At 65.8% G+C, this 18,320-nt stretch carries 24 protein-coding genes; 10 read left to right on the forward strand and 14 right to left on the reverse strand.

The annotated features are described in order from the left end of the window. Positions 1–21 precede the first annotated feature (21 nt). The 4 genes from msrB to AC07NV_RS07510 all read right to left on the reverse strand — a co-directional run bounded on the left by msrB (position 22) and on the right by AC07NV_RS07510 (position 3,417). Complete coding sequence (gene msrB, locus AC07NV_RS07495; protein ID WP_495165695.1) at positions 22–429, reverse strand: peptide-methionine (R)-S-oxide reductase MsrB; 408 nt, start codon at positions 427–429, stop codon at positions 22–24. A 95-nt stretch (positions 430–524) separates the two neighbouring features. Then, complete coding sequence (locus AC07NV_RS07500) at positions 525–1,628, reverse strand: NAD(P)/FAD-dependent oxidoreductase (protein ID WP_495165696.1); 1,104 nt, start codon at positions 1,626–1,628, stop codon at positions 525–527. Next, positions 1,625–2,338, reverse strand: coding sequence for a methyltransferase domain-containing protein (locus tag AC07NV_RS07505; protein WP_495165697.1), 714 nt, complete (start codon positions 2,336–2,338; stop codon positions 1,625–1,627). The genes AC07NV_RS07500 and AC07NV_RS07505 overlap by 4 nt, the downstream gene beginning before the upstream one ends. Next, complete coding sequence (locus AC07NV_RS07510; RefSeq protein ID WP_495165698.1) at positions 2,335–3,417, reverse strand: type III polyketide synthase; 1,083 nt, start codon at positions 3,415–3,417, stop codon at positions 2,335–2,337. The genes AC07NV_RS07505 and AC07NV_RS07510 overlap by 4 nt, the downstream gene beginning before the upstream one ends. 86 nt (positions 3,418–3,503) lie before the next feature. Here AC07NV_RS07510 and AC07NV_RS07515 point away from each other — a divergent pair, with 86 nt between their 5' ends. Continuing rightward, positions 3,504–4,016 carry a DUF4402 domain-containing protein gene (locus AC07NV_RS07515; RefSeq protein WP_495165699.1) on the forward strand — a complete coding sequence of 171 codons (513 nt, stop codon included), beginning with the start codon at positions 3,504–3,506 and terminating at the stop codon, positions 4,014–4,016. Positions 4,017–4,133: 117 nt separating this feature from the next. Here AC07NV_RS07515 and rplT read toward each other — a convergent pair whose 3' ends face one another. The 4 genes from rplT to AC07NV_RS07535 form a co-directional block, all read right to left on the reverse strand. After that, positions 4,134–4,499, reverse strand: a complete 366-nt coding sequence (gene rplT, locus AC07NV_RS07520) for a 50S ribosomal protein L20 (protein WP_495165700.1) — start codon at positions 4,497–4,499, stop codon at positions 4,134–4,136. Between the two features lie 13 nt (positions 4,500–4,512). Next, the gene (rpmI, locus tag AC07NV_RS07525; RefSeq protein WP_088439780.1) at positions 4,513–4,716 is read right to left on the reverse strand and encodes a 50S ribosomal protein L35; all 204 of its coding nucleotides are present in this window, start codon (positions 4,714–4,716) and stop codon (positions 4,513–4,515) included. Positions 4,717–4,834: 118 nt separating this feature from the next. Next, positions 4,835–5,260: a ribosomal maturation YjgA family protein gene (locus tag AC07NV_RS07530; protein WP_495165701.1), complete on the reverse strand. Its 426-nt coding sequence runs from the start codon at positions 5,258–5,260 to the stop codon at positions 4,835–4,837. 4 nt (positions 5,261–5,264) lie between these two features. Further along, complete coding sequence (locus AC07NV_RS07535) at positions 5,265–6,056, reverse strand: inositol monophosphatase family protein (protein WP_495165702.1); 792 nt, start codon at positions 6,054–6,056, stop codon at positions 5,265–5,267. A gap of 115 nt (positions 6,057–6,171) precedes the next feature. On the opposite strand from AC07NV_RS07535, the gene AC07NV_RS07540 reads away from it, so the two are divergent. Then, positions 6,172–6,714 carry a TetR/AcrR family transcriptional regulator gene (locus tag AC07NV_RS07540; protein WP_495165703.1) on the forward strand — a complete coding sequence of 181 codons (543 nt, stop codon included), beginning with the start codon at positions 6,172–6,174 and terminating at the stop codon, positions 6,712–6,714. A gap of 6 nt (positions 6,715–6,720) precedes the next feature. Here the strand turns inward: AC07NV_RS07540 and AC07NV_RS07545 are convergent, their stop codons facing one another. Beyond that, entirely contained in the window at positions 6,721–7,656 is a 936-nt protein-coding gene (locus tag AC07NV_RS07545; protein ID WP_495165704.1) for a ribose-phosphate pyrophosphokinase, read from the reverse strand. A 73-nt stretch (positions 7,657–7,729) separates the two neighbouring features. Beyond that, the gene (locus AC07NV_RS07550) at positions 7,730–8,491 is read right to left on the reverse strand and encodes a LytTR family DNA-binding domain-containing protein (RefSeq protein ID WP_495165705.1); all 762 of its coding nucleotides are present in this window, start codon (positions 8,489–8,491) and stop codon (positions 7,730–7,732) included. A 151-nt stretch (positions 8,492–8,642) separates the two neighbouring features. Between AC07NV_RS07550 and AC07NV_RS07555 the strand changes: the two genes are divergently transcribed. From AC07NV_RS07555 to rpmG, 6 genes are all read left to right on the forward strand, one after another. Beyond that, a complete protein-coding gene (locus tag AC07NV_RS07555) occupies positions 8,643–9,143 on the forward strand; it encodes a DUF2306 domain-containing protein (protein WP_495165706.1) in 501 nt (166 codons plus the stop codon). A 32-nt stretch (positions 9,144–9,175) separates the two neighbouring features. After that, a complete protein-coding gene (locus AC07NV_RS07560; RefSeq protein ID WP_495165707.1) occupies positions 9,176–10,834 on the forward strand; it encodes an NAD+ synthase in 1,659 nt (552 codons plus the stop codon). Continuing rightward, positions 10,831–11,247, forward strand: coding sequence for a hypothetical protein (locus AC07NV_RS07565; protein WP_495165708.1), 417 nt, complete (start codon positions 10,831–10,833; stop codon positions 11,245–11,247). The genes AC07NV_RS07560 and AC07NV_RS07565 overlap by 4 nt, the downstream gene beginning before the upstream one ends. After that, positions 11,244–12,554, forward strand: coding sequence for a glutamate--tRNA ligase (gene gltX, locus AC07NV_RS07570; RefSeq protein ID WP_495165709.1), 1,311 nt, complete (start codon positions 11,244–11,246; stop codon positions 12,552–12,554). Before AC07NV_RS07565 ends, gltX begins: the two co-directional genes overlap by 4 nt. 145 nt (positions 12,555–12,699) lie before the next feature. Beyond that, positions 12,700–13,428 carry an energy transducer TonB gene (locus tag AC07NV_RS07575; RefSeq protein ID WP_495165710.1) on the forward strand — a complete coding sequence of 243 codons (729 nt, stop codon included), beginning with the start codon at positions 12,700–12,702 and terminating at the stop codon, positions 13,426–13,428. Between the two features lie 218 nt (positions 13,429–13,646). Continuing rightward, complete coding sequence (gene rpmG / locus AC07NV_RS07580; RefSeq protein ID WP_037515700.1) at positions 13,647–13,814, forward strand: 50S ribosomal protein L33; 168 nt, start codon at positions 13,647–13,649, stop codon at positions 13,812–13,814. Positions 13,815–13,946: 132 nt separating this feature from the next. On the opposite strand, the gene AC07NV_RS07585 is transcribed toward rpmG, so the two are convergent. From AC07NV_RS07585 to AC07NV_RS07595, 3 genes are all read right to left on the reverse strand, one after another. After that, a complete protein-coding gene (locus AC07NV_RS07585) occupies positions 13,947–14,597 on the reverse strand; it encodes a glutathione S-transferase family protein (protein ID WP_495165711.1) in 651 nt (216 codons plus the stop codon). Between the two features lie 70 nt (positions 14,598–14,667). Next, complete coding sequence (locus AC07NV_RS07590; RefSeq protein ID WP_495165712.1) at positions 14,668–15,153, reverse strand: Lrp/AsnC family transcriptional regulator; 486 nt, start codon at positions 15,151–15,153, stop codon at positions 14,668–14,670. Between the two features lie 337 nt (positions 15,154–15,490). Continuing rightward, positions 15,491–16,150: a YggS family pyridoxal phosphate-dependent enzyme gene (locus AC07NV_RS07595; RefSeq protein WP_495166006.1), complete on the reverse strand. Its 660-nt coding sequence runs from the start codon at positions 16,148–16,150 to the stop codon at positions 15,491–15,493. Positions 16,151–16,206: 56 nt separating this feature from the next. Here AC07NV_RS07595 and AC07NV_RS07600 point away from each other — a divergent pair, with 56 nt between their 5' ends. Then, positions 16,207–16,833: a thiamine phosphate synthase gene (locus AC07NV_RS07600; protein ID WP_495165713.1), complete on the forward strand. Its 627-nt coding sequence runs from the start codon at positions 16,207–16,209 to the stop codon at positions 16,831–16,833. On the opposite strand, the gene AC07NV_RS07605 is transcribed toward AC07NV_RS07600, so the two are convergent. Then, complete coding sequence (locus AC07NV_RS07605) at positions 16,806–17,519, reverse strand: hypothetical protein (RefSeq protein ID WP_495165714.1); 714 nt, start codon at positions 17,517–17,519, stop codon at positions 16,806–16,808. The two genes, AC07NV_RS07600 and AC07NV_RS07605, sit on opposite strands and share 28 nt — an antisense overlap. A 291-nt stretch (positions 17,520–17,810) precedes the next feature. Between AC07NV_RS07605 and AC07NV_RS07610 the strand changes: the two genes are divergently transcribed. Further along, a complete protein-coding gene (locus tag AC07NV_RS07610) occupies positions 17,811–18,272 on the forward strand; it encodes a DUF3576 domain-containing protein (protein ID WP_495165715.1) in 462 nt (153 codons plus the stop codon). Positions 18,273–18,320: the final 48 nt, after the last annotated feature.

Genomic DNA, 18,320 nt, shown 5'->3' on the forward strand with positions numbered 1-18,320 from the left:
CATCAGACCGGCGCGGACGGTTCAGTCGCTGCCGGTTGTCGCCTCATCCTGCCCGCGACCCTCGAAGTCAAGCGCCGCGCTGTTGATGCAATAGCGCAGGCCCGTCGGTCCGGGGCCATCGGGGAAGACGTGGCCGAGGTGGCCTTCGCATTTTGCGCAGCGTACCTCGGTACGTACCATGCCGTGGCTGGAGTCGGTCAGCTCCTTGACGGCGGCATTCTCGGCGGGCGCAGTATAGCTGGGCCAGCCCGACCCGCTGTCATATTTGGTGCGGCTGTCGAACAGAGGCTCGCCGCATCCGGCGCAGCGATACAGGCCGTCGCCCTTGTGATCGGTATATTTGCCGGTAAAGGCGCGCTCGGTGCCGCCCTCGCGCAGCACGTGGCGGGCCATCGGGTCGAGGTCGGTGTCGGATTTCACGTTGGTCATGGTGGCTGAGCTCCTGAGGGGGCCGCCCTGTTTCGGGCATCCCCGCGTTAGATCCTATATCGGTCCGAACGCGCCTTGCTGCAAGGGCGCACCGCTCAGCCGCCCCGGATTCGCGTCGCGCGCATCGCCCAGCGGACGAGCGGGGGAAAGCTTGCCGCCAACGACGTCAAACGACCCGCCGTCCGCGGATTTTCGCCTGCGCGCCAGACGAGGTTCGCGATGGCGAAGGGCCGCGTCATGCGCGCCGCGAGTTCGCGCTGAAACAGGGGGGCGGCGCCCGCATTGCCGCGACGCCAAGCCGCTACTGCCGCTTCGGCGCTGGCGAAGGCCAGCCCCATGCCTTCGCCCGCCAGACTCGGGATCACCCCGGCCTGGTCGCCGAGCCGGAACAGCCCGGCCGCGGTCTCGCCGGTCCGCCAGCCATAGGGGACGTGCCCGATCGCATCGACGCCCTGCGACCAGTCGGCAAACGCCAATCGCTCGCCGAGCCGCGGATGCGCGTCGCCGAGCGCGCGGAGCAGCGCGGCAGGCTCGCCCCCCGTTTCATCGAGGCGCGACTTGTGCGCCGCGAGGCACAGGTTGGCGCTGCCATCCTCCTGCCGCACCAGCCCGGCATAGCCGCGATCGAACAGGTGAAGCTCGACCGCATCGCCGATCAGCCGGTCGAGCGCGGCATTTTGCGGAAGCCTCAGCCGCAGGCCCATCACCGGATCTGCGCGCTGCCATGCTGCCGGCTCGCGCGGAAAGCCGCGAAATCCATGCTTGCCCGCCGCGAGGAAAAGCGCCGGGGCGGACAGGAGGACGCCGTCGCGCGTCTGCACGCCACTGCCCTCGATCAGGGTGGCATGGACACCGCGTTCCAGCGCGGCTCCGGTGTCCTCGGCGGCGGCCTGCAAGGCGCTGTCGAGACGGCGGCGCGATATGCCCATCGCGACATCGGGCAGCGCGGTTTCGCTGATTCTCCGGCCGGCGAACAGTCGCACGCGCCCGACCTGCTGGCCGCCGAGCGTCGCCCGGTCGATACCGAGCGCGTCGAGCCGCGCGAGCGACTTCCAGCTCAGGAAGCCGCCGCACAGCGCGTCGCCGGTTTCGCGGGCGCGTTCGAGCAGCAAGGTTTTTGCGCCGGAGCGGGCCAGGCCGATCGCTGCTGCCGACCCTGCGGGGCCTGCACCGATGACGATCACCTGCGGGTTTGTCACCGGATGCGCTCGACGCACAGCCGATAAGGAAAACTGCGGAAGATGCGGCAGGCCTCGGCGGTTTCGGGCAGCGCCTCGGTCAGCATCGCCCGCCACTCGGCGCGGCGGAAGCTGCGTCCGACCGATAATTGCCCATCGCGGCGGACGATCGGGTCGACGCGCGCCAATGTGGCGAGCAGCGGATAGCCGGCAAAGGGCAGGCGTTGGCGGTGAAGGTCGTTGACCAGCCAGCCGCGCGCCGCCTCCCCGTCCATGAAGCGCAGGAATTCGGCGCGCTGACCCGCCGTCATATGATGGGTGACGAGGCTGGAGAGGATGATGTCCCATCCCTGCCCTGCAAGAGCCCGATAATCGCCGGTGATCAACCGTGCCCGCTCACCCAGACGCACCGCCGCCACCGCCTCGCTCTTGCGATTGAGGTCGACGCCGACAAGGTCGAGCGCGATCCCACGCTTTTCGCCCCAATTTGCGATCCGTGCGAGCATGTCGCCCGCGCCGAACCCGACATCGAGGATACGCCATGGGCGGTCGCCAACGCCGCGCGCGCGGACGCGATCGAGAAAGCCCAGTGTCGGCCGCGGCGCCATCGTCAGCCCGTTGATCCGCGACAGGTCGGCGAGCACGCGGGCATAGCGTTCGGGCGGAAGCTCGGCCGCGTCCATTTCCTCTTCGCGCTCGATCGGGACACGAAGGCGGGTGAAGGGGTTCATGATGCGGTGAAGCGGATCGCTTCGGCGGCGAGGCCGGGACCAAAGGCGATCGCGATCCCCTCCCCCGTCGCGCCGCGCGCCATCATGTCGGCGAGCACGAACAGGATGGTTGCCGACGACATATTGCCGAACCGTGCGAGCACCGCGCGGCTGTCGGCAAGAGCATCCGGAGGAACGCCCAACGCATGTTCGACGGCATCGAGCACCGAGCGCCCCCCGGCATGAACCGCAAGCAGCGGTGGCGGATCGCCGGTCCCGAAGAGCTGATCGCGCACGGCAGGGGCCGACAGCGCCTCGCGCAATCGCCCCGGAACCTCGCCCGACAAATGCATTTCGAAACCCTTGTCACCAATGTCCCAGCGGATCAGGTCGGCGCTGTCTTCGAGCGCGAGGCTACGGCCTTCGCCCAGTTCGAGTCCGTGCGGCGCGGCCGATACGATGCCCGCCGCCGCGCCGTCGCTGAACTGGAGCATCGCCAGCAAGGGTTCGGGTTTGTCGGCAAGGCTGAGGTGTAGCGTCGACAGTTCGACACTGACGACCAGCACCACCGCGCCGGGTTCGGAGCGCACGATATGCCGCGCGGTGCGCAGCGCAGTGACCCCCGCATAACATCCCATGAAGCCGATCAGCACGCGCTCGACCGACGGCGAGAGGCCGAGCCGGCGCGCGATGATCTGGTCGATTCCGGGCGCGACAAAGCCGGTGCAGCTTGCGACGACGATATGGGTGACGCGGGCGGGGACGAGCGCGTCGCCGAGCGCCGCAATCGCCTGCATCGCAAGATCGGGGGCGTGGTCGGCATAGGCGGCCATGCGCGCCGAGGTCGGCGGCAGGCCGGGGACGTCGTAGAAGCCGCCCGCGGCAACCGGCGACCCACCGTTGGCTGTCGGTGGCAGGACCGACCAGCGATGGTCGATTCCCGACCGCGCCGTCATGCGCGCAAAGATCGCGCGGACGCGCTCGTCGGCCAGTCGCGGCGTCGCCCAGTCGATGAACGCAGTATGGATATCGTGCCCCGGCACCGCAGTGGCGAGGGCGTTCAGCCGGGGGGACGGCGGAGGGTTGGTCATCGCGCACATGTGGCCGAAAAGCAGGAAACAGGCCAGCGATTAGCGCCGCGCCCGCTTTACCGCGGATTAACCATGGGCGCGCTATGGCCACAGCCGTGAAACTGCGTCTTTTTCTTGGGGCTGTGCTGGCGTTTGCCAGCCCGTCGATCGCGGCGGCGCAGTGCATGCTCTGTGCGCAGGACAAGCCCGAAAGTGCCGCCGCGCGCAAAGCGGAGACGCCGCTGCGCGTCAACGTCGAAACCCAGCTCGACATGGGCCGGGTCGCGGTCGGTGCGATGGGTGGCGAGGTCGAAGTCGATCCGGTGTCGGGCGTGCGCCGCGTCCGCGGCGATGTCGTCGACCTTGGCGGTTTCGCCCTGACCGGCGTCGTCACCGTGCGCGGCGAGCCGGGCGCCGAGGTGCGCGTCATCCTGCCCGCGACCGTCGACCTTGAGGGCGGGCATGGCCGCACCGCGCGTGTCACCGGGCTTGTCACCGACCTGTCCGCCGCGCCGCGACTGGGCGCCGATGGGCGGCTGCAGTTCCGCTTCGGCGGCCGGCTTCAGATCGCCGGCCTCGACGACGGCGATTATCGCGGGCGGATTCCGGTGACGGTGGAGTATCAATAAGGCGAGCTGTCGGGTTGTGGCCCGCAACTGCTTCGTCTTCCGCTGCTCGGCTCACTCCAAAGAAAAAGGGCGGCCCCGTCGGGACCGCCCTTGTTTCTGTACCTTGGCTTGAAAGCGTCAGGCTGCCTTGGGCAGCGCCGCTTTCGCCTGGGCGATGATCGTCCCGAAGACATTGCCTTCGTTCATCGCGAGGTCGGCCATGACCTTCCGGTCGAGCTCGATCCCGGCCAGCTTCACGCCGTGCATGAACTGCGAATAGGTCAGGCCTTCGGCGCGAACCGCAGCGTTGATGCGCTGGATCCACAGACCGCGGAAATTGCGCTTCTTAACCTTGCGGTCGCGATAGGCGTATTGGCCGGCCTTTTCGACCGCCTGCTTGGCGATACGAATGGTGTTCTTGCGACGGCCGTAATAGCCCTTCGCCTGTTCCAATACGCGTTTGTGCTTGGCGCGCGTGGTGACGCCGCGTTTGATGCGTGACATGCCTTAGCGCTCCTTACTTCAGGCCGTAGGGCGCCCAGAGGCGCACATGGGCCACATCCGAATCGCTCAGCACACTGGTGCCGCGGTTGGTGCGGATATATTTCGAATTGTGCGAAATCAGGCGGTGACGCTTGCCGGCAACGCCGTGCTTCACTTTGCCCGAGGCGGTGAATTTGAAGCGTTTCTTCACACCGCTCTTGGTCTTCATTTTGGGCATTTTGGTCTCCTTTTGAAGTCCGTTTGCGTATCGACCTGGCAGCCCTTTCAGCCAGTCGACACAATCGGAAGCGGGGCGCTTAGGGAGATTCGCACCGAAATGCAAGCAACGAGGCCATTTAAACGCGTGCGCGACCCACCTTGCCGTGTTCCGCGACCCGTTCGCGTGCATATTCGGCGAGGACAGCGATGGCGGCGCCGGCGGTATAGCAGAAAATGTCTCCGACGCTGAAGGCCGTTCCCAATACGACTCTCGCGACCGCGTGATCCGACAGGCCGAAAAGGTCCAGCAGGTTCATCGCCTGCCCGATTTCCACCGCGAGGCCGACAGCCAGAGCGGCGAGGGCAGCGGGGATTATGCGCAGCGTCGTTATGGCGCGTAGCGCCAGATAAACGAGAATCACCGCGAGAACGTCGCCGAGATAGGGGCGCACGAAGCCGTCGCGGACCCACAGGGCGATCGCGGTTTCCACCAGAAAAACAAGGATGGCAGCGACGGCATAGCCGGGCTGCCACGATGGCGCGACAGGGGCCGGGCGCGGCATCGCCTCAGCCGTGATCGTGGTGGCAGGCGAGCCCTTCGATCACATCCTCGAGCCGCGCCGGATCGCCGAGCGCGATGACATGTCCCGCGCTGTCGGCGTTTAGCGGGTCGCCGTTCCAGTCGCACATCGTTCCGCCGGCGCCTTCGACGACGGGGACCAGCGCCGCATAATCGTGGAGCTTCAGCCCCGCCTCGACCACCAGATCGACATGGCCGCTCGCGAGCAGGCCATAATTATAACAGTCGCCGCCGAAGATCAGGCGTTTGTGCGCGGTCTTTGCCGCGAGCGCCATGAAATGTCCGGCATCATGGTCGCTGAAATATTGCGGGCCGGTCGTCGCGAGCACGGCGTCGCCAAGGTCGCGGCAGGTACGCGTGCGCGCGGGCTTGCCGTTGAACAGGGTCGGTTGCCCGAGCGCGCCGACCCAGCGTTCGCCGTTGATCGGCTGATCGATGATGCCGAGCACAGGCCAGCCATCCTGCAAGAGCGCGATCAGCGTGCCGAAGATCGGGCGACCGGCCATGAAGCTGACGGTGCCGTCGATCGGGTCGAGCACCCATTGGCGCGACGCGTCGGTGCGCTCGGCGCCATATTCTTCGCCGATGATGCCGTCGCGCGGCGCTTCGGCATCGAGCAGGCGGCGCATCGCCGCCTCGGCGCCGCGGTCGGCCTCGGTTACGGGCGACGCATCGGCCTTCGCTTCATGGGCGAAGGCGGTGCGGAAGAGGGGACGGATCGCTTCGCCGGCGGCGTCGGCGAGGCGATTGGCGAGAATGAGATCGGAGGTGAGCGACATGCGGTCACCGCTAGCGCAGCCGCGCCGCGCCCGCCACCCCCGAGCGGCGGAAGCAGGGTCCAATCACCCGATATATCAAATGTACAAAAATGATATAATTTGTAAAAATGGGCTCATGTCCGACCGAATCTCTGCCGACCTTCTGCTCGCCGTTTTCGCGCGCACCGGTTTTCGCAAAGCGTCGATGGAGGATCTGGCGCGCGCCACCGGCGTGTCGCGTCAGGCGCTCTACAATCGCTTCGGATCGAAGGCTGTGCTGGCGGAATGGGCAGCGACGTCGCTGATCGAGCGGTCGCTCGCCGATGCGCTCCGCAGTCTGGAAAATCCCGGCGCTACGCTGGTCGTACGCCTGTTTGCTGCGCTCGATGCGTGGGCAGGACAGCATATGGCGATGCTGCGCGCGTCGCCGCACGGGATCGAAGTGGCGGTGATGGTGGCCCCCGAACCGGGTGAGATGGTGCGCGCCGCCGAACGCAAGCTTGTCGCTGCGATGGCGAACGCGATCCGGCTCGGCGGACCCGGCGCGGCGGTGTCGCGCGCCGGCAGCATGGCGCAGGCGCTGTGCTGGACCGCCAAGGGCCTCGTCCATGCGGCGCCCGATCATGCAAGCTTTCGCCGCGAACTGGAATTGATCGCCGGCGCGCTGCTCGCGCGCTGAGACCGATCAGTCGAAGAGCGAGGAGACGCTCGATTCGTCGGCGATGCGCTTGATCGCTTCGCCGAGCAAAGGCGCGACGGTCAGCGCGCGGACCTTGCTGCTGTCGTTGACGGCGTCGGTCGGCTGGATCGAATCGGTGATGACCAGTTCGGTGAGTTCGCTCGCGTCGACGCGGGCGACCGCGCCGCCCGACAACACGCCGTGGGTGCAATAGGCAACGACACCCTCGGCGCCCGCGGCCTTCAGCGCGGCGGCAGCGTTGCAGAGCGTACCGGCCGAATCGACGATATCGTCGATCAGGATGCAGAAGCGGCCCTTCACGTCGCCGATGATGTTCATGACCTCCGACTCGCCGGCGCGCTCACGGCGCTTGTCGACGATCGCGAGCGGGGCGTTGTCGAGCCGCTTGGCCAGCGCGCGCGCGCGCACCACGCCGCCGACGTCGGGCGACACGACCATCAGATTCTTGCCCGCAAAACGCGCCTGGATATCGGCGCTCATCACGGGTGCGGCATAGAGATTGTCGGTCGGGATATCGAAGAAGCCCTGAATCTGCCCCGCGTGCAGGTCGATCGCGAGGACGCGGTCGGCGCCCGAGGTGGTGATGAGATTGGCGACCAGCTTGGCCGAAATCGGGGTGCGCGGGCCGGGTTTGCGGTCCTGGCGGGCATAGCCGAAATAGGGGACGACTGCGGTGATGCGCTTTGCCGAGGCGCGGCGCAGCGCGTCGGTGATGATGAGCAATTCCATCAGATTGTCGTTCGCCGGGAAATTGGTCGGCTGGACAATGAAGACGTCCTGGCCGCGGACATTTTCGTGAATTTCGACAAAGACCTCTTCATCGGCGAAGCGGCGGACGCTGGTGTCGGTCAGCGGCAGTTCCAGATAGTCCGCGATCGCACGGGCGAGCGGCAGGTTGCTGTTGCCGGAGATGAGTTTCATGGCGCGCAAGGCCCTTTCGCAGCGGATGGGATTGCGCGCCCCCTTACCCAGCCGGGACGGGAAGGGGAAGGGGTTAAAGCCATCCGGCCGTGCGCAATTGCGGCATCATGTCGCGCGCGACGGGCACTTCATGCCCGCCGGTCAGGATAATGACGGCCGTCCGCCCGTCACGGCGCACCGACGCGACGGCGTCGCGGGCTACCCACCAGCTGCGATGAACACGCAGGCCTTGGACGTTGCCGAGCCGGTCGATGGCATCGCGCATCCGCATCAGGACAAGCTCCTCGCGGCCGTCGCCGATGACGCGGACATAATGGTCTTCACCCTTCAGCGCACGAACGGGACCGAAGCCGGGCGGGAGCGGTAGCGCCGCTATGGCAAGGGGTGGCGCCTCCTGCTTGGGCTGTGCGACTGGCGGGGCCGTCGGGAGGTCGGCCGCCGTATCGGCGCGCTCGAACAGTGCGGCCATCGTGGTGAAGGCGACCGCCGAGATGACGCAGATATAGAGGTACATCGTCCAGAAGCCGGACCAGCCGAGGGTTTCGGCGAAATCCATGCGCGTCGCCATCATCGTGATGATCAGGGTCAGCGGGACGCCGGCGACGGCGATCGCGAGCAGCTTGCCGGCGAAGCGTGGCAGTCCGGTCGCCTCGCACAGCCAGTTCGCGACGACGCCGGTGGGGCGAAAGAGCATATAGCCCGCGAGCAGCCAGACCACCCAGCTGACCATCCGCTGCGCGGGCGGCGCGTCAAAGGTGCCGAACGGGCCGAGTAGCCCGATGAGCAGCCCGAGCGCGATCATCACCAGCAGTTCGATCGTCAGCCGCTTCAACATGTCGCGCCTTGTGCGTGCCATTTCACGAAGCGTCAATTGGCCAAACGCCCCGTTTTGCGAAGAAATCCGCCGGCTCGGCGAAGATGCGATTGCCCGCGAACGGCGCAAGGGCAGGGAGGAGGCATCGACGCCAGGCAACAGGATTTTACCGATGACCGCTCCCGCTCCCAACCCCTCCCGCGCCGCGCATCTTCGTCGCATCGGCTTTTTCATGGTGCTGGTCGTCGGTGCGATCGCCGGGGCCGCGCTCCTCCGTTCGAGTGGCGGCGGACCGGCTTATCAGACCCCGCCGCTTGCGATCTGGGTCCATCTCGCGACGGTCGTTCCCGCGGTTCCGCTCGGCGCATGGCTGCTCGGGCGTCAGCGCAAGGGCGACGCCTTGCATCGTATCGCCGGGCGCGTCTGGGCGCTGATGATCGTCGTAACGGCGATCGACAGTTTCTGGATCCGCACGATCACCGGCGGTATCGGGCCGATCCACCTCTTTTCGGTGCTCGTCCTGGTGCAGGTGCCGCGCGCGATCTGGTTCGCAAAAACCGGACAGATCGACCGGCATTTGCGGACCATGCGCGGGACCTATTTCGGGCTGATCGCAGCGGGCGTGGTTGCCATGGCGCCGGGGCGGACTCTCTGGACGCTTCTCTTCGGTTGAACGGGACAGGTGGTTGGTCGTAAAGCCGGGGCATGACCCAGCAGCTCTCTATCGTCCTTTCGCAAATGACCCAAGTCGTCGGCGACCTCGCCGCCAACGCCGCAGCGATGCGCGAAGTGCGGGCGCGACACCCGGATGCCGATCTGATCCTCTACCCCGAGTTGCAACTGATCGGCTATCCGCCCGAAGATCTGGTGCTGAAGCCCGCACTGGCGGAGCGCGCCGCGAAACTGCTCGCCGAGCTGGCGGCCGATACCGCCGATGGCGGCCCGGCCATGCTGGTGGGTTCGGTCGAGCGGGAAGGCGATGCGCTCTACAATATCGTCGCGCTGCTCGACGGCGGCCAGATCGTTGCGACGCGGCGGAAGCATGAGCTTCCCAATTACGGCACGTTCGATGAAAAACGCGTGTTTGCCCCGGGCCCGCTTCCCGATGTGGTCGCGTGGCGCGGGATCAGGCTCGGCTTGCCGATCTGCGAGGATGGCTGGCTGCCCAAGGTTTGCCAGCATCTCGCCGGGCAGGGCGCCGAGCTGCTGATTTCGGTCAATGGCAGTCCTTACGAGATCGACAAGGACGATCGCCGCCTGAGCCAGGTTTTTGCGGGCCGTGTCGCCGAAACCGGTCTGCCGCTGATTTTCCTCAACCGCATCGGCGGACAGGACGAGCTGGTGTTCGACGGCTGCTCGTTCGTGCTGAATGCCGATGGCAGCACGGCGCACCGGCTGACCGATTGGGAGCCCGAGGAGCGCGTCACGCGCTGGACAAAAGGCGCGGCGGGCTGGATCTGCGACAGCGGGGCGATTGCCGAGTGGGAAGCGCATCCCGCCGACATCTACAGCGCGATGATTCTGAGCCTGCGCGACTATGTCGAACGCAACCGCTTCCCCGGGGTCGTGCTCGGCCTGTCGGGCGGGATCGATTCGGCGATCTGCGCCGCGATCGCCGCCGACGCGCTCGGCCCCGACAAGGTGTGGTGCGTGATGATGCCGAGCCGCTTTACCAGCCAGACGAGCCTCGACGATGCCGCGGGCTGCGCCGACATGATCGGGTGCAAGCTCGACACGATTTCGATCGTCCCCGCGGTCGAGGCGTTCGATGCGATGCTCAGCGGGACCTTCGCCGACAAGGACGTCGATATCACCGAAGAAAATGTCCAGTCGCGCATCCGCGGCGTGACGCTGATGGCGCTCAGCAACAAGTTCGGTCCGATGCTGCTGACGACGGGCAACAAGAGCGAGATGAGCGTCGGCTATGCGACGATCTATGGAGACATGGCGGGCGGCTATAACCCGCTGAAGGACGCGTATAAGATGACGGTGTTCGCGGTGGCCAAGTGGCGCAACGAGAATGTGCCGCGCCTGTCGCGCAATCCTGTCACTCCGGTGATGCCGGACACGATCATCACCAAGCCGCCAAGCGCCGAGCTGCGCCCCGACCAGAAGGACGAGGACAGCCTGCCGCCTTACGCCGATCTCGATCGCATGCTTCACATGCTGGTCGAGGAGGAAGCGAGCGTCGACGATGTTGTCGCGCGCTATGGCTTCGATCGCGACGCCGTGGTGCGGATCGAGCGGCTCCTGATGCTCGCCGAATATAAACGCCGTCAGGCGCCGCCGGGGGTCAAGCTGTCGACGCGCAATTTCGGCCGCGACCGCCGCTATCCGATCACCCACGGGTTCCGGACGGCATGATCGCATCGCTTCTCCTCATGCTCGCCGCCGCTGCCATGGCGGAGCCTGAGGCGCCGTGCGAATATTGTTCGGCGATTTTCGACGATGTTCGCCTCAACGCGATGATCGGAAACGGCAACGTCGAAGTGAGCAACGAATGGGCTGCGGGCCGCGACGGGGACAATGTTTCGATCAAGATCGAGGAGATCAGCTGCAATGACGGGCGTGCGCGCCGAAAATGCAGTTTCACGCTCCGCCGGATGCTGACGCGGAACGGAATCGCGACAACCGATCCGTCCTTGCCTGAACGCCTGCAGTGCACCGCCAAGCTGAAGCAGCTTGACGAGGGGTGGGGCGTCGAACATTCGCCGCCGCGCCGCGTGGGACATTCCCGCACATCCATGAAATGCCAGAGAATAGAATCAGCTGCATGACCGTCGTTACCCGCTTCGCTCCTTCACCGACCGGCACCCTGCATGTCGGCAATGTCCGCACCGCGCTTCACAACTGGCTGTGGGCACGCAAACATGGCGGGCGCTTCCTGCTGCGGATCGACGACACCGACCTCGAACGTTCGAAAGAGGAGTATGTCGATGCGATTCGCGCCGACCTTGCCTGGCTCGGTTTCGATATCGACGGCGAGGAGCGGCAGTCGGCGCGCTTTGCGCTTTATGAGGCTGAATTTGCCAAGCTGGCGGCGGCGGGCCGCGTCTATGCCTGTTACGAGACGCCCGAAGAACTCGACATAAGGCGCAAGATATTGCTCTCGCGCGGGCTTCCCCCGGTTTACGAACGCAAGCCTGCCGATGCGCCGGTGCCTGCAGGCGTCGCGCCGCACTGGCGCTTCCGGCTCGATCATGACGCCGCGATCGAGTGGGCCGATATGGTTCGCGGACCGCAGCATTTTGAACCTAAAACCATGTCCGATCCCGTGGTGCGCCGCGCCGATGGCAGCTGGCTTTACCTGTTGCCGAGCGTGATCGACGACATTGCGATGGGCGTTACCCATGTCGTGCGCGGCGAGGATCATGTGTCGAACACCGCGACGCAGATCCAGATGTTCGCGGCGCTCGGCGCTGCACCGCCCGCCTTTGCGCATGAGGCGCTGCTCGTCGGGACCGAGGGGAAGCTGTCGAAACGGCTGGGCTCGCTCGGCATGGCGAGCCTGCGCGAGGACGGGATCGAGCCGATCGCACTCGCCGCGCTGCTCGCGCGGTTGGGGACGAGCGACCCGGTCGAGCCGGTGACGAGTCTTGCGCCGCTGATCGAGGGAATCGATTTTGCGCGCTTCGGCCGGGCTCCGGCGCGCTTCGACGAGGCCGAACTGGCGTTGCTCAACCAGAAGATCCTTCACCATACTGACCATGCGGCCGTCGCAGCGCGGCTGCCCGTCGCGATCACCGAGGCGCGTTGGAATGCGATTCGTCCGAACCTGATGACGGTCGCCGAGGCGGCCGACTGGGTGCCGATATTCGACGGGCCGTTTGTTCCTGTGGCGGCAGACGAGGCCGATCGGGCGGTGCTCGCCGTGGCAGCAACCGCGGCCCCGGCGATCGATTGGAGCGCCGACCCCTGGCATGCGCTGACCGCCGCCGTGAAGGAGGCGACGGGGACCAAGGGCCGCGCGCTTTTCCTGCCGCTGCGCCGCGCGCTGACCGGGCGCGATCACGGCCCCGACATGGCTGAACTGCTGCCGCTGATCGACAAGGACCAGGCGGTGGCGCGGCTTTCGGCCGCCTGACAGGCCCTCGTCGCGTTGCCGTAATGCTTGCTTACCGATCTGCTTGACAAGATAAGTGATGTTATAATATCACTTCAATCTGACTTGGCCGACGGGGATGGTCAAAACGCCGCGAGGCCGGGTCATTGAGGCAAGGAGAGATGCCATGACCCTGATACCCTTGATTTCAGCCATATTGGCGGTGCCCGAGGCCACCACCGCGCCTGCCGGAGCGTCGGCGACCTTACCGCGCAACAGCTATGGCAGCGATAACGGCCGCCACCCGGTCGCGGCGCTGCTTGCGGTGGGATTGCCCGCCGCGCTTGTCGTGGCGGTCGCGCTGTCGCCGATGATCATCGTGCACGAGCCGGAAACCTCTCCGTCGCGGTGGAAGTCGGTCATCTTGTCGAAGCCGCCCGAACCGCAGCCCGAGGCCCGGGCACAAGAGAAAGCGGTGAAAAGCACCCCCACGACGGTCGAAACGCCGTTCAAACCGCTGGCGCAGGATCCGCCCTTCGCCGGGCCCGAAAAGGGCTATGAATTGCCGGCGGGAACCGGAACCGGGCCCGTGGTGCCCGAAATCATCGACCTGCCATCTCCACCAAAGCTGGTGCTCGCACAGCTCGATCAGCGCTATGCGGGTCTTTTTCAGCCCGACTATCCGGCGCGCGCGCAGCGCGAAGGGATCGAGGGCGTTGCGGTGGTCCGCGTGCTGATCGGCACCGACGGACGGGTTAAGGCAGTCGAGCTGGTCAGCACCGACGATCCGGCGTTTTTCGAGGCGACGAAACGGCGTGCGCTCACCAAGTGGCGCTTCAAGGCTGCGACGCGCGGCGGCGTGCCCGAGGAAAGCTGGAAGGAAATGCGCGTTCGCTTCGAGATCAAGAACGCCTGATATCGGGAACCGGACCCCTCCCGGGCGGGCGGCCCTGTGCCGCCCGCCCGCTCCTTTTGCTTGACAGAAGCGCCGAATCCGGTCAGAGGCGCGCGGATATTGGAAGCGGCGCCTTGTGCGCGGCCCTCCATGTTTTTTCACACCAACGTCGGGGCCCCTAGTCCCGCCGCATCGGTCGGACCTCCGGCGGATGTGCAGATTTTTCGAGGAACAGGGCCATGGCCAAGCCGACGACCGTCAAGATCAAGCTGGTGAGCACCGCTGACACGGGCTTTTTCTATGTCACGAAAAAGAACCCGCGCACGATGACCGAAAAGATGTCGGTGCGGAAATATGACCCGCGCGTGCGCAAGCATGTCGAGTTCAAGGAAGCCAAGATCAAGTGATGCATCGATCCGTTCGGCAACGCTGAACGGAATGGCGCTGCATCAGCACAGATCCAGAGGGCGGCCATTTGCGCCGCCCTTTTTCGTGCCTGGATGCCGGCTGTCCCCGGGAGTGGGTCGCATCGTTGAACATTACGCTTGTTCACGAGCAGAATTGTCGGCCGCAAATGGATCGGTGGCCTTCAGAACGTCCAGAACGGACATCTGCTCCCACCATTCTTGCAAGGACAGGGCATCGCTTCCTTCCTGCGCGCGCACAAAATAGTCGATCACCGGCGCAAGATGGCAGTCGGCAAGGGTGATGTCGCGCCCGGTCAGGACGTCGCCTTCTCTGGCGACGCGGTCCAGAAACGACAGGATTTTACGGGAGGCCTCAAGGCCCAGATCGACTTCCGCTCGACTGGACGGCTCGCCAAAATACGGGCGGAAAAAGGCGTGTGACGACACTTGCCTGACCATGGGCCAATACGCATAGGCGTCGATGACCGCGATGACCTGGTCCATTCGGGCCAGGGCGGCGTCACGCTCCGGCTGCAGCGGCGGGCCATGGAATGCCCGATCGACATAGCGTGTGATCGCACCCGTTTCGAACAGCTCGAACGCCCCGTGGACCAGTACGGGAACCCGGCCGAACGGGTGCAACATCCAATGGGCTTCCGCGAGTTCGGCGAACGGATTGACCTCAACCGTCTCGTGCGCGACCCTTTTCGATAGCAGGGCCAACCGGGCGATCCGGTTATAGACACTGTATCGGTACCCATGAAGATGAACCGCGGTCGCCATACACACCTCCGCGCGCCCTTCTGGGCGAGGTTGGTGATGATGGCAAATCGGGGCACAACCGGCGCGAGCCTCATCGCTCGCGCAGTGGACGCCGTGCGATATCATTTTCGATGACGTTACGGATCGTGATCAGCGTCTTGAACGAATGGACGCCCTTGTCCTCGCCGAGCGCGCGACGGGTGAAGACGTCATAATCCTCCATCGAGCCGACCTGAACCTTCAACAGGAAATCATCGTCGCCGGTCACATCCCAGGCACCGGTGATTTCGGGATGGTGGACAATCTGGCGCGCGAAATTGTCCATGGTCTGTGGCCCCGCCTGCTCCATCCGCACAAGGACATGCATGGTGAGCGCCGACCCGGTCAGCGCCGGGTTCACCACGGCGATATCGGCGACGATGATCTTTTCGTCGCGTAGCCGCCGCAAGCGGCGGAGCACCGCCGACAGGGAGAGGCCGACCTTCTCGGCCAATATCCGCGCGGGTTCGAGGTTGTTCTGGCGAACGAGGTCGAGCAGCCGCCGGTCAAAATCGTCGAGATCGGCCATTTTTCGCATGATGACCGATATAGTGCGAAAATTGGTCGATGCTACGGTCAATTTGGGCGCCAATCACCACCAGGCCGGAAGTAAAAGGAGCCGGTAGCCGCCGGGGCCGTCAGGCCCGCTCCCCTCCCTGCGGCGGCCCACTTGAAGGAGAAGAACAATGGTTCAGTCCAGCGAAACGAAACTGATCAGCCGTTGGTGGCGTGCGGTGATTGAAGCCTCCGCCACTGCGGTGGCGATCCATTATGCTGCGCCGTGGAAGCGCCCGCCGGCCTGACAATTGCATCGAACGAGGGGGTTCTCCCCTGCCGCGATGCAACAGGGAGAAGGCGCTCGTGCGATTACAACGTCATCTCGAACCGAATAATGCGGTCCCGACGCGGACGTGCGTCGCGCCCAGCGTCACCGCAGTCTCGTAATCGGCGCTCATCCCCATCGAACGGAACGGCAGCGCGTGGCGTTCGGCGAGCTCGTCAAGTAGCGCAAAATAGGGCGCGGGTTCGACATCGGCGGGTGGGATCGCCATCAGCCCTCCGACGGTCAGCCCCGCGTCCTTTGCTTCGGCGAGCAGTGCGGGGAGGTCGGCCACGGCGCAGCCGCCCTTTTGCTCTTCGTCGCCGATATTGACCTGGACGAACAACTGCGGTTGCTGGCCCGCCTTCTCGCAGGCGCGCGCGAGCGCGGTCACCAGCGAGCTGCGGTCGAGCGAATGGATCGCGTCGAACAGCGCGACGGCTTCCTCCGCCTTGTTCGATTGCAGCTGGCCGATCAGGTGGAGCACGACGTCGGGCGTTTCGGCGCGCAGGCCGGGCCATTTCGCGGCCGCTTCCTGCACGCGATTCTCGCCGAAATGGCGCTGCCCCGCGGCGATCAGCGGGCGGATGGCTTGCGCCTCGTGGGTCTTCGACACCGCTATCAGGCTTATATCGCCCGCGCGCCGCTGCGCGCGCTGCGCTGCGGCCGCGATATTTGCCTGTACTCCAGCCAGTCGCTCTGCTGCTTCGGTCATCATCTTGTCCTCTTCGGCGCGTTGCGTGCGCCCGCGACGCGCCTATAGGAAGGGCGATGGTCCGACGCCACCCCCTGCCACCCCAATTGCCCCACCGATGGCTTTTCAGCGACGAGCGGCTGACGATCGGGATGGCAAGGCTGGCGGCGCTGCTGCCGCCGGGCAGCGGCATTGTCCTGCGCCACGACAGGCTTGCGCAGGGCGCGCGGTGGCGCCTTCTGCGACGGCTGATGCACATCGCGCGGGCGCGGGGGTTAACCGTGCTGCTTGCAGGGCGGCCGGACATCGCGCGGCGCTGGGGCGCCGACGGTGTCCATCTTCGCCAGCATGATGCCGGCCGCGCCGCGCAAGCGCGTCGGCTGGGCCTGCGGGTGACGATCCCCGTCCATGGCACGCGCGAGGCGCGCCGCGCGCGCCGGGCCGGTCCCGATGGCGTCTTCATTTCGCCGCTTCACACGACGCGCTCGCACGCAGGCGCTCCTGCACTCGGTTTGGCGGCGTGGCTGCGACTCTCCCGGTTGTCGGGCGTACAAGCGGTCGCACTGGGCGGGATGACCGCAGCGCGCGCGCGCGCGCTAAGCCGCGCGCACGGAAAGCAATCCGGCTGGGCGGCGATCGATGCGTGGGAAGAAAAGGCGACGAAGCGCCGAGCGCGTCAGAAGCGGAAGGCCGTCCCGACATAGACAGCCTGGCTGTCGCGCCGCGAATCGGTCAGCGGCTCGACGCGGTCGTCGACGCGATAGCGGACGCCCGCGGTCACATCGAGATTCTTGGTCAGGCGATAGCTGCTGACCACATCGAGCGCGGGCACTTCGCCGGGAGCCGTGACGCGGTCGGTCGCGCCGCTGGGGTCGCTGCTGCGGTTGACCATACGCGTGGCGAAGCGCGACTTTTTCTCGTCCTGCTCGGGAGCCTTCGCGACCGGCAGGTTGCGAAGGTCGGTGCCGCGCGGCAGCGAGGGGGTGACGAATTTCTCGAAGCCGACCGATGCGCCCAGATTATATTTGACCGGGGCAATGGCGATCGGTGCGGTGCGGCCGGCAGCGAGGGCCGACGTCCGCGTCGCGCTCGATGCGTCGTCGCGGGCGCGAATCACAACGGTGATCGCACGGTTCTTGCGGCTCTCGTCGGTCAGGGCAGGGGTGAAACTGAAACTGCGGCGCGCCTCGTCCGACATCTTGTTGTAGCGCGCGATCAACCGCGTATCGCCCGATGCCGGGGTGAATTGGCCAAGCAGGGTTTCCGAAAGCACGGTGTCGCGAATGCGGTCGGTGCGCGACATCGCGGCAAGCGCCGGCGGCAACGCAACCGAAACCACCGCCAAAGCGGTGAGACCGAATTTCCAAAAATGTCGCGGTTTCCGCGGCATGGCTTTACGACTCCAACCCCAATCGACTCGCTAAATAGGACTCTTGGCGGGGCATTGCCAGTGAATCCCGTCAAATTATCGCACCCGTCGGGCTTTTCCTCGAAATTGTTGCACGATCAGCACAGTCGGCTTTGTCCGCGACTTTGAGTCTGACCAGAATCTGAACCGCGCCGAGGCCGCAATTGCCGCGCTTGCCCGACGGCGGCAAGGGCGATAGAGACGCTGACAATTCTGTTATGCGCGGCCCGGTTTCTGCTTCCGGTGGCGCCCAAAAGATAAGGTGTTATCGGCATGTCCCAGCTTTCCGTCCTTGCCACGCTCGGCCGTCGTCCGGCCACGCTCGCGCTGCTCGGACTTACGGCGCTCGGCCTTTCGGCGTGCGCCAGCAAGGAGCGTCCGCGCGCCGACCTCGCCGCAAGCCAGGTGACGACGATCGGCGTGAACAGCTATTTGTGGCGCGCCTCGCTCGACGCCTTGTCGTTCATGCCGCTGTTGCAGGCCGATTCGGCGGGCGGTGTCGTCATCACCGACTGGTATGCCAACCCGGGTAATCCGGGCGAGCGGATGAAGGTAACCGTGTCGATCCTCGATCAGGATCTGCGCGCCGATGCGCTTCGTGTGGCGGCTTCGCGCCAGGTTTCGCAGGGCGGCGCCTGGGTCGATGCGCCGGTTCAGGCGGCGACGGTGCAGAAGCTGGAGGAAATCATCCTCACCCGCGCCCGCGACCTGCGCCGCAGCGCCTTCAAGGACTAATATAGGGCGGCGCGGGTTCGCGCCGGCCGACAGACAAACGGGGTAACC

This window comes from Sphingopyxis sp. GW821-FHT10B01 (assembly GCF_059415685.1).

Coding starts and splice junctions, on each gene's coding strand:
- msrB (WP_495165695.1), bottom strand. CDS start 429: ATGACCAACGTGAAATCCGACACCGACCTCGACCCGATGGCCCGCCAC.
- AC07NV_RS07505 (WP_495165697.1), bottom strand. CDS start 2,338: ATGAACCCCTTCACCCGCCTTCGTGTCCCGATCGAGCGCGAAGAGGAA.
- AC07NV_RS07510 (WP_495165698.1), bottom strand. CDS start 3,417: ATGTGCGCGATGACCAACCCTCCGCCGTCCCCCCGGCTGAACGCCCTC.
- rplT (WP_495165700.1), bottom strand. CDS start 4,499: ATGTCACGCATCAAACGCGGCGTCACCACGCGCGCCAAGCACAAACGC.
- rpmI (WP_088439780.1), bottom strand. CDS start 4,716: ATGCCCAAAATGAAGACCAAGAGCGGTGTGAAGAAACGCTTCAAATTC.
- AC07NV_RS07530 (WP_495165701.1), bottom strand. CDS start 5,260: ATGCCGCGCCCGGCCCCTGTCGCGCCATCGTGGCAGCCCGGCTATGCC.
- AC07NV_RS07535 (WP_495165702.1), bottom strand. CDS start 6,056: ATGTCGCTCACCTCCGATCTCATTCTCGCCAATCGCCTCGCCGACGCC.
- AC07NV_RS07540 (WP_495165703.1), top strand. CDS start 6,172: ATGTCCGACCGAATCTCTGCCGACCTTCTGCTCGCCGTTTTCGCGCGC.
- AC07NV_RS07545 (WP_495165704.1), bottom strand. CDS start 7,656: ATGAAACTCATCTCCGGCAACAGCAACCTGCCGCTCGCCCGTGCGATC.
- AC07NV_RS07550 (WP_495165705.1), bottom strand. CDS start 8,491: ATGTTGAAGCGGCTGACGATCGAACTGCTGGTGATGATCGCGCTCGGG.
- AC07NV_RS07555 (WP_495165706.1), top strand. CDS start 8,643: ATGACCGCTCCCGCTCCCAACCCCTCCCGCGCCGCGCATCTTCGTCGC.
- AC07NV_RS07560 (WP_495165707.1), top strand. CDS start 9,176: ATGACCCAGCAGCTCTCTATCGTCCTTTCGCAAATGACCCAAGTCGTC.
- AC07NV_RS07565 (WP_495165708.1), top strand. CDS start 10,831: ATGATCGCATCGCTTCTCCTCATGCTCGCCGCCGCTGCCATGGCGGAG.
- gltX (WP_495165709.1), top strand. CDS start 11,244: ATGACCGTCGTTACCCGCTTCGCTCCTTCACCGACCGGCACCCTGCAT.
- AC07NV_RS07575 (WP_495165710.1), top strand. CDS start 12,700: ATGACCCTGATACCCTTGATTTCAGCCATATTGGCGGTGCCCGAGGCC.
- rpmG (WP_037515700.1), top strand. CDS start 13,647: ATGGCCAAGCCGACGACCGTCAAGATCAAGCTGGTGAGCACCGCTGAC.
- AC07NV_RS07585 (WP_495165711.1), bottom strand. CDS start 14,597: ATGGCGACCGCGGTTCATCTTCATGGGTACCGATACAGTGTCTATAAC.
- AC07NV_RS07590 (WP_495165712.1), bottom strand. CDS start 15,153: ATGCGAAAAATGGCCGATCTCGACGATTTTGACCGGCGGCTGCTCGAC.
- AC07NV_RS07595 (WP_495166006.1), bottom strand. CDS start 16,150: ATGACCGAAGCAGCAGAGCGACTGGCTGGAGTACAGGCAAATATCGCG.
- AC07NV_RS07600 (WP_495165713.1), top strand. CDS start 16,207: ATGGTCCGACGCCACCCCCTGCCACCCCAATTGCCCCACCGATGGCTT.
- AC07NV_RS07605 (WP_495165714.1), bottom strand. CDS start 17,519: ATGCCGCGGAAACCGCGACATTTTTGGAAATTCGGTCTCACCGCTTTG.
- AC07NV_RS07610 (WP_495165715.1), top strand. CDS start 17,811: ATGTCCCAGCTTTCCGTCCTTGCCACGCTCGGCCGTCGTCCGGCCACG.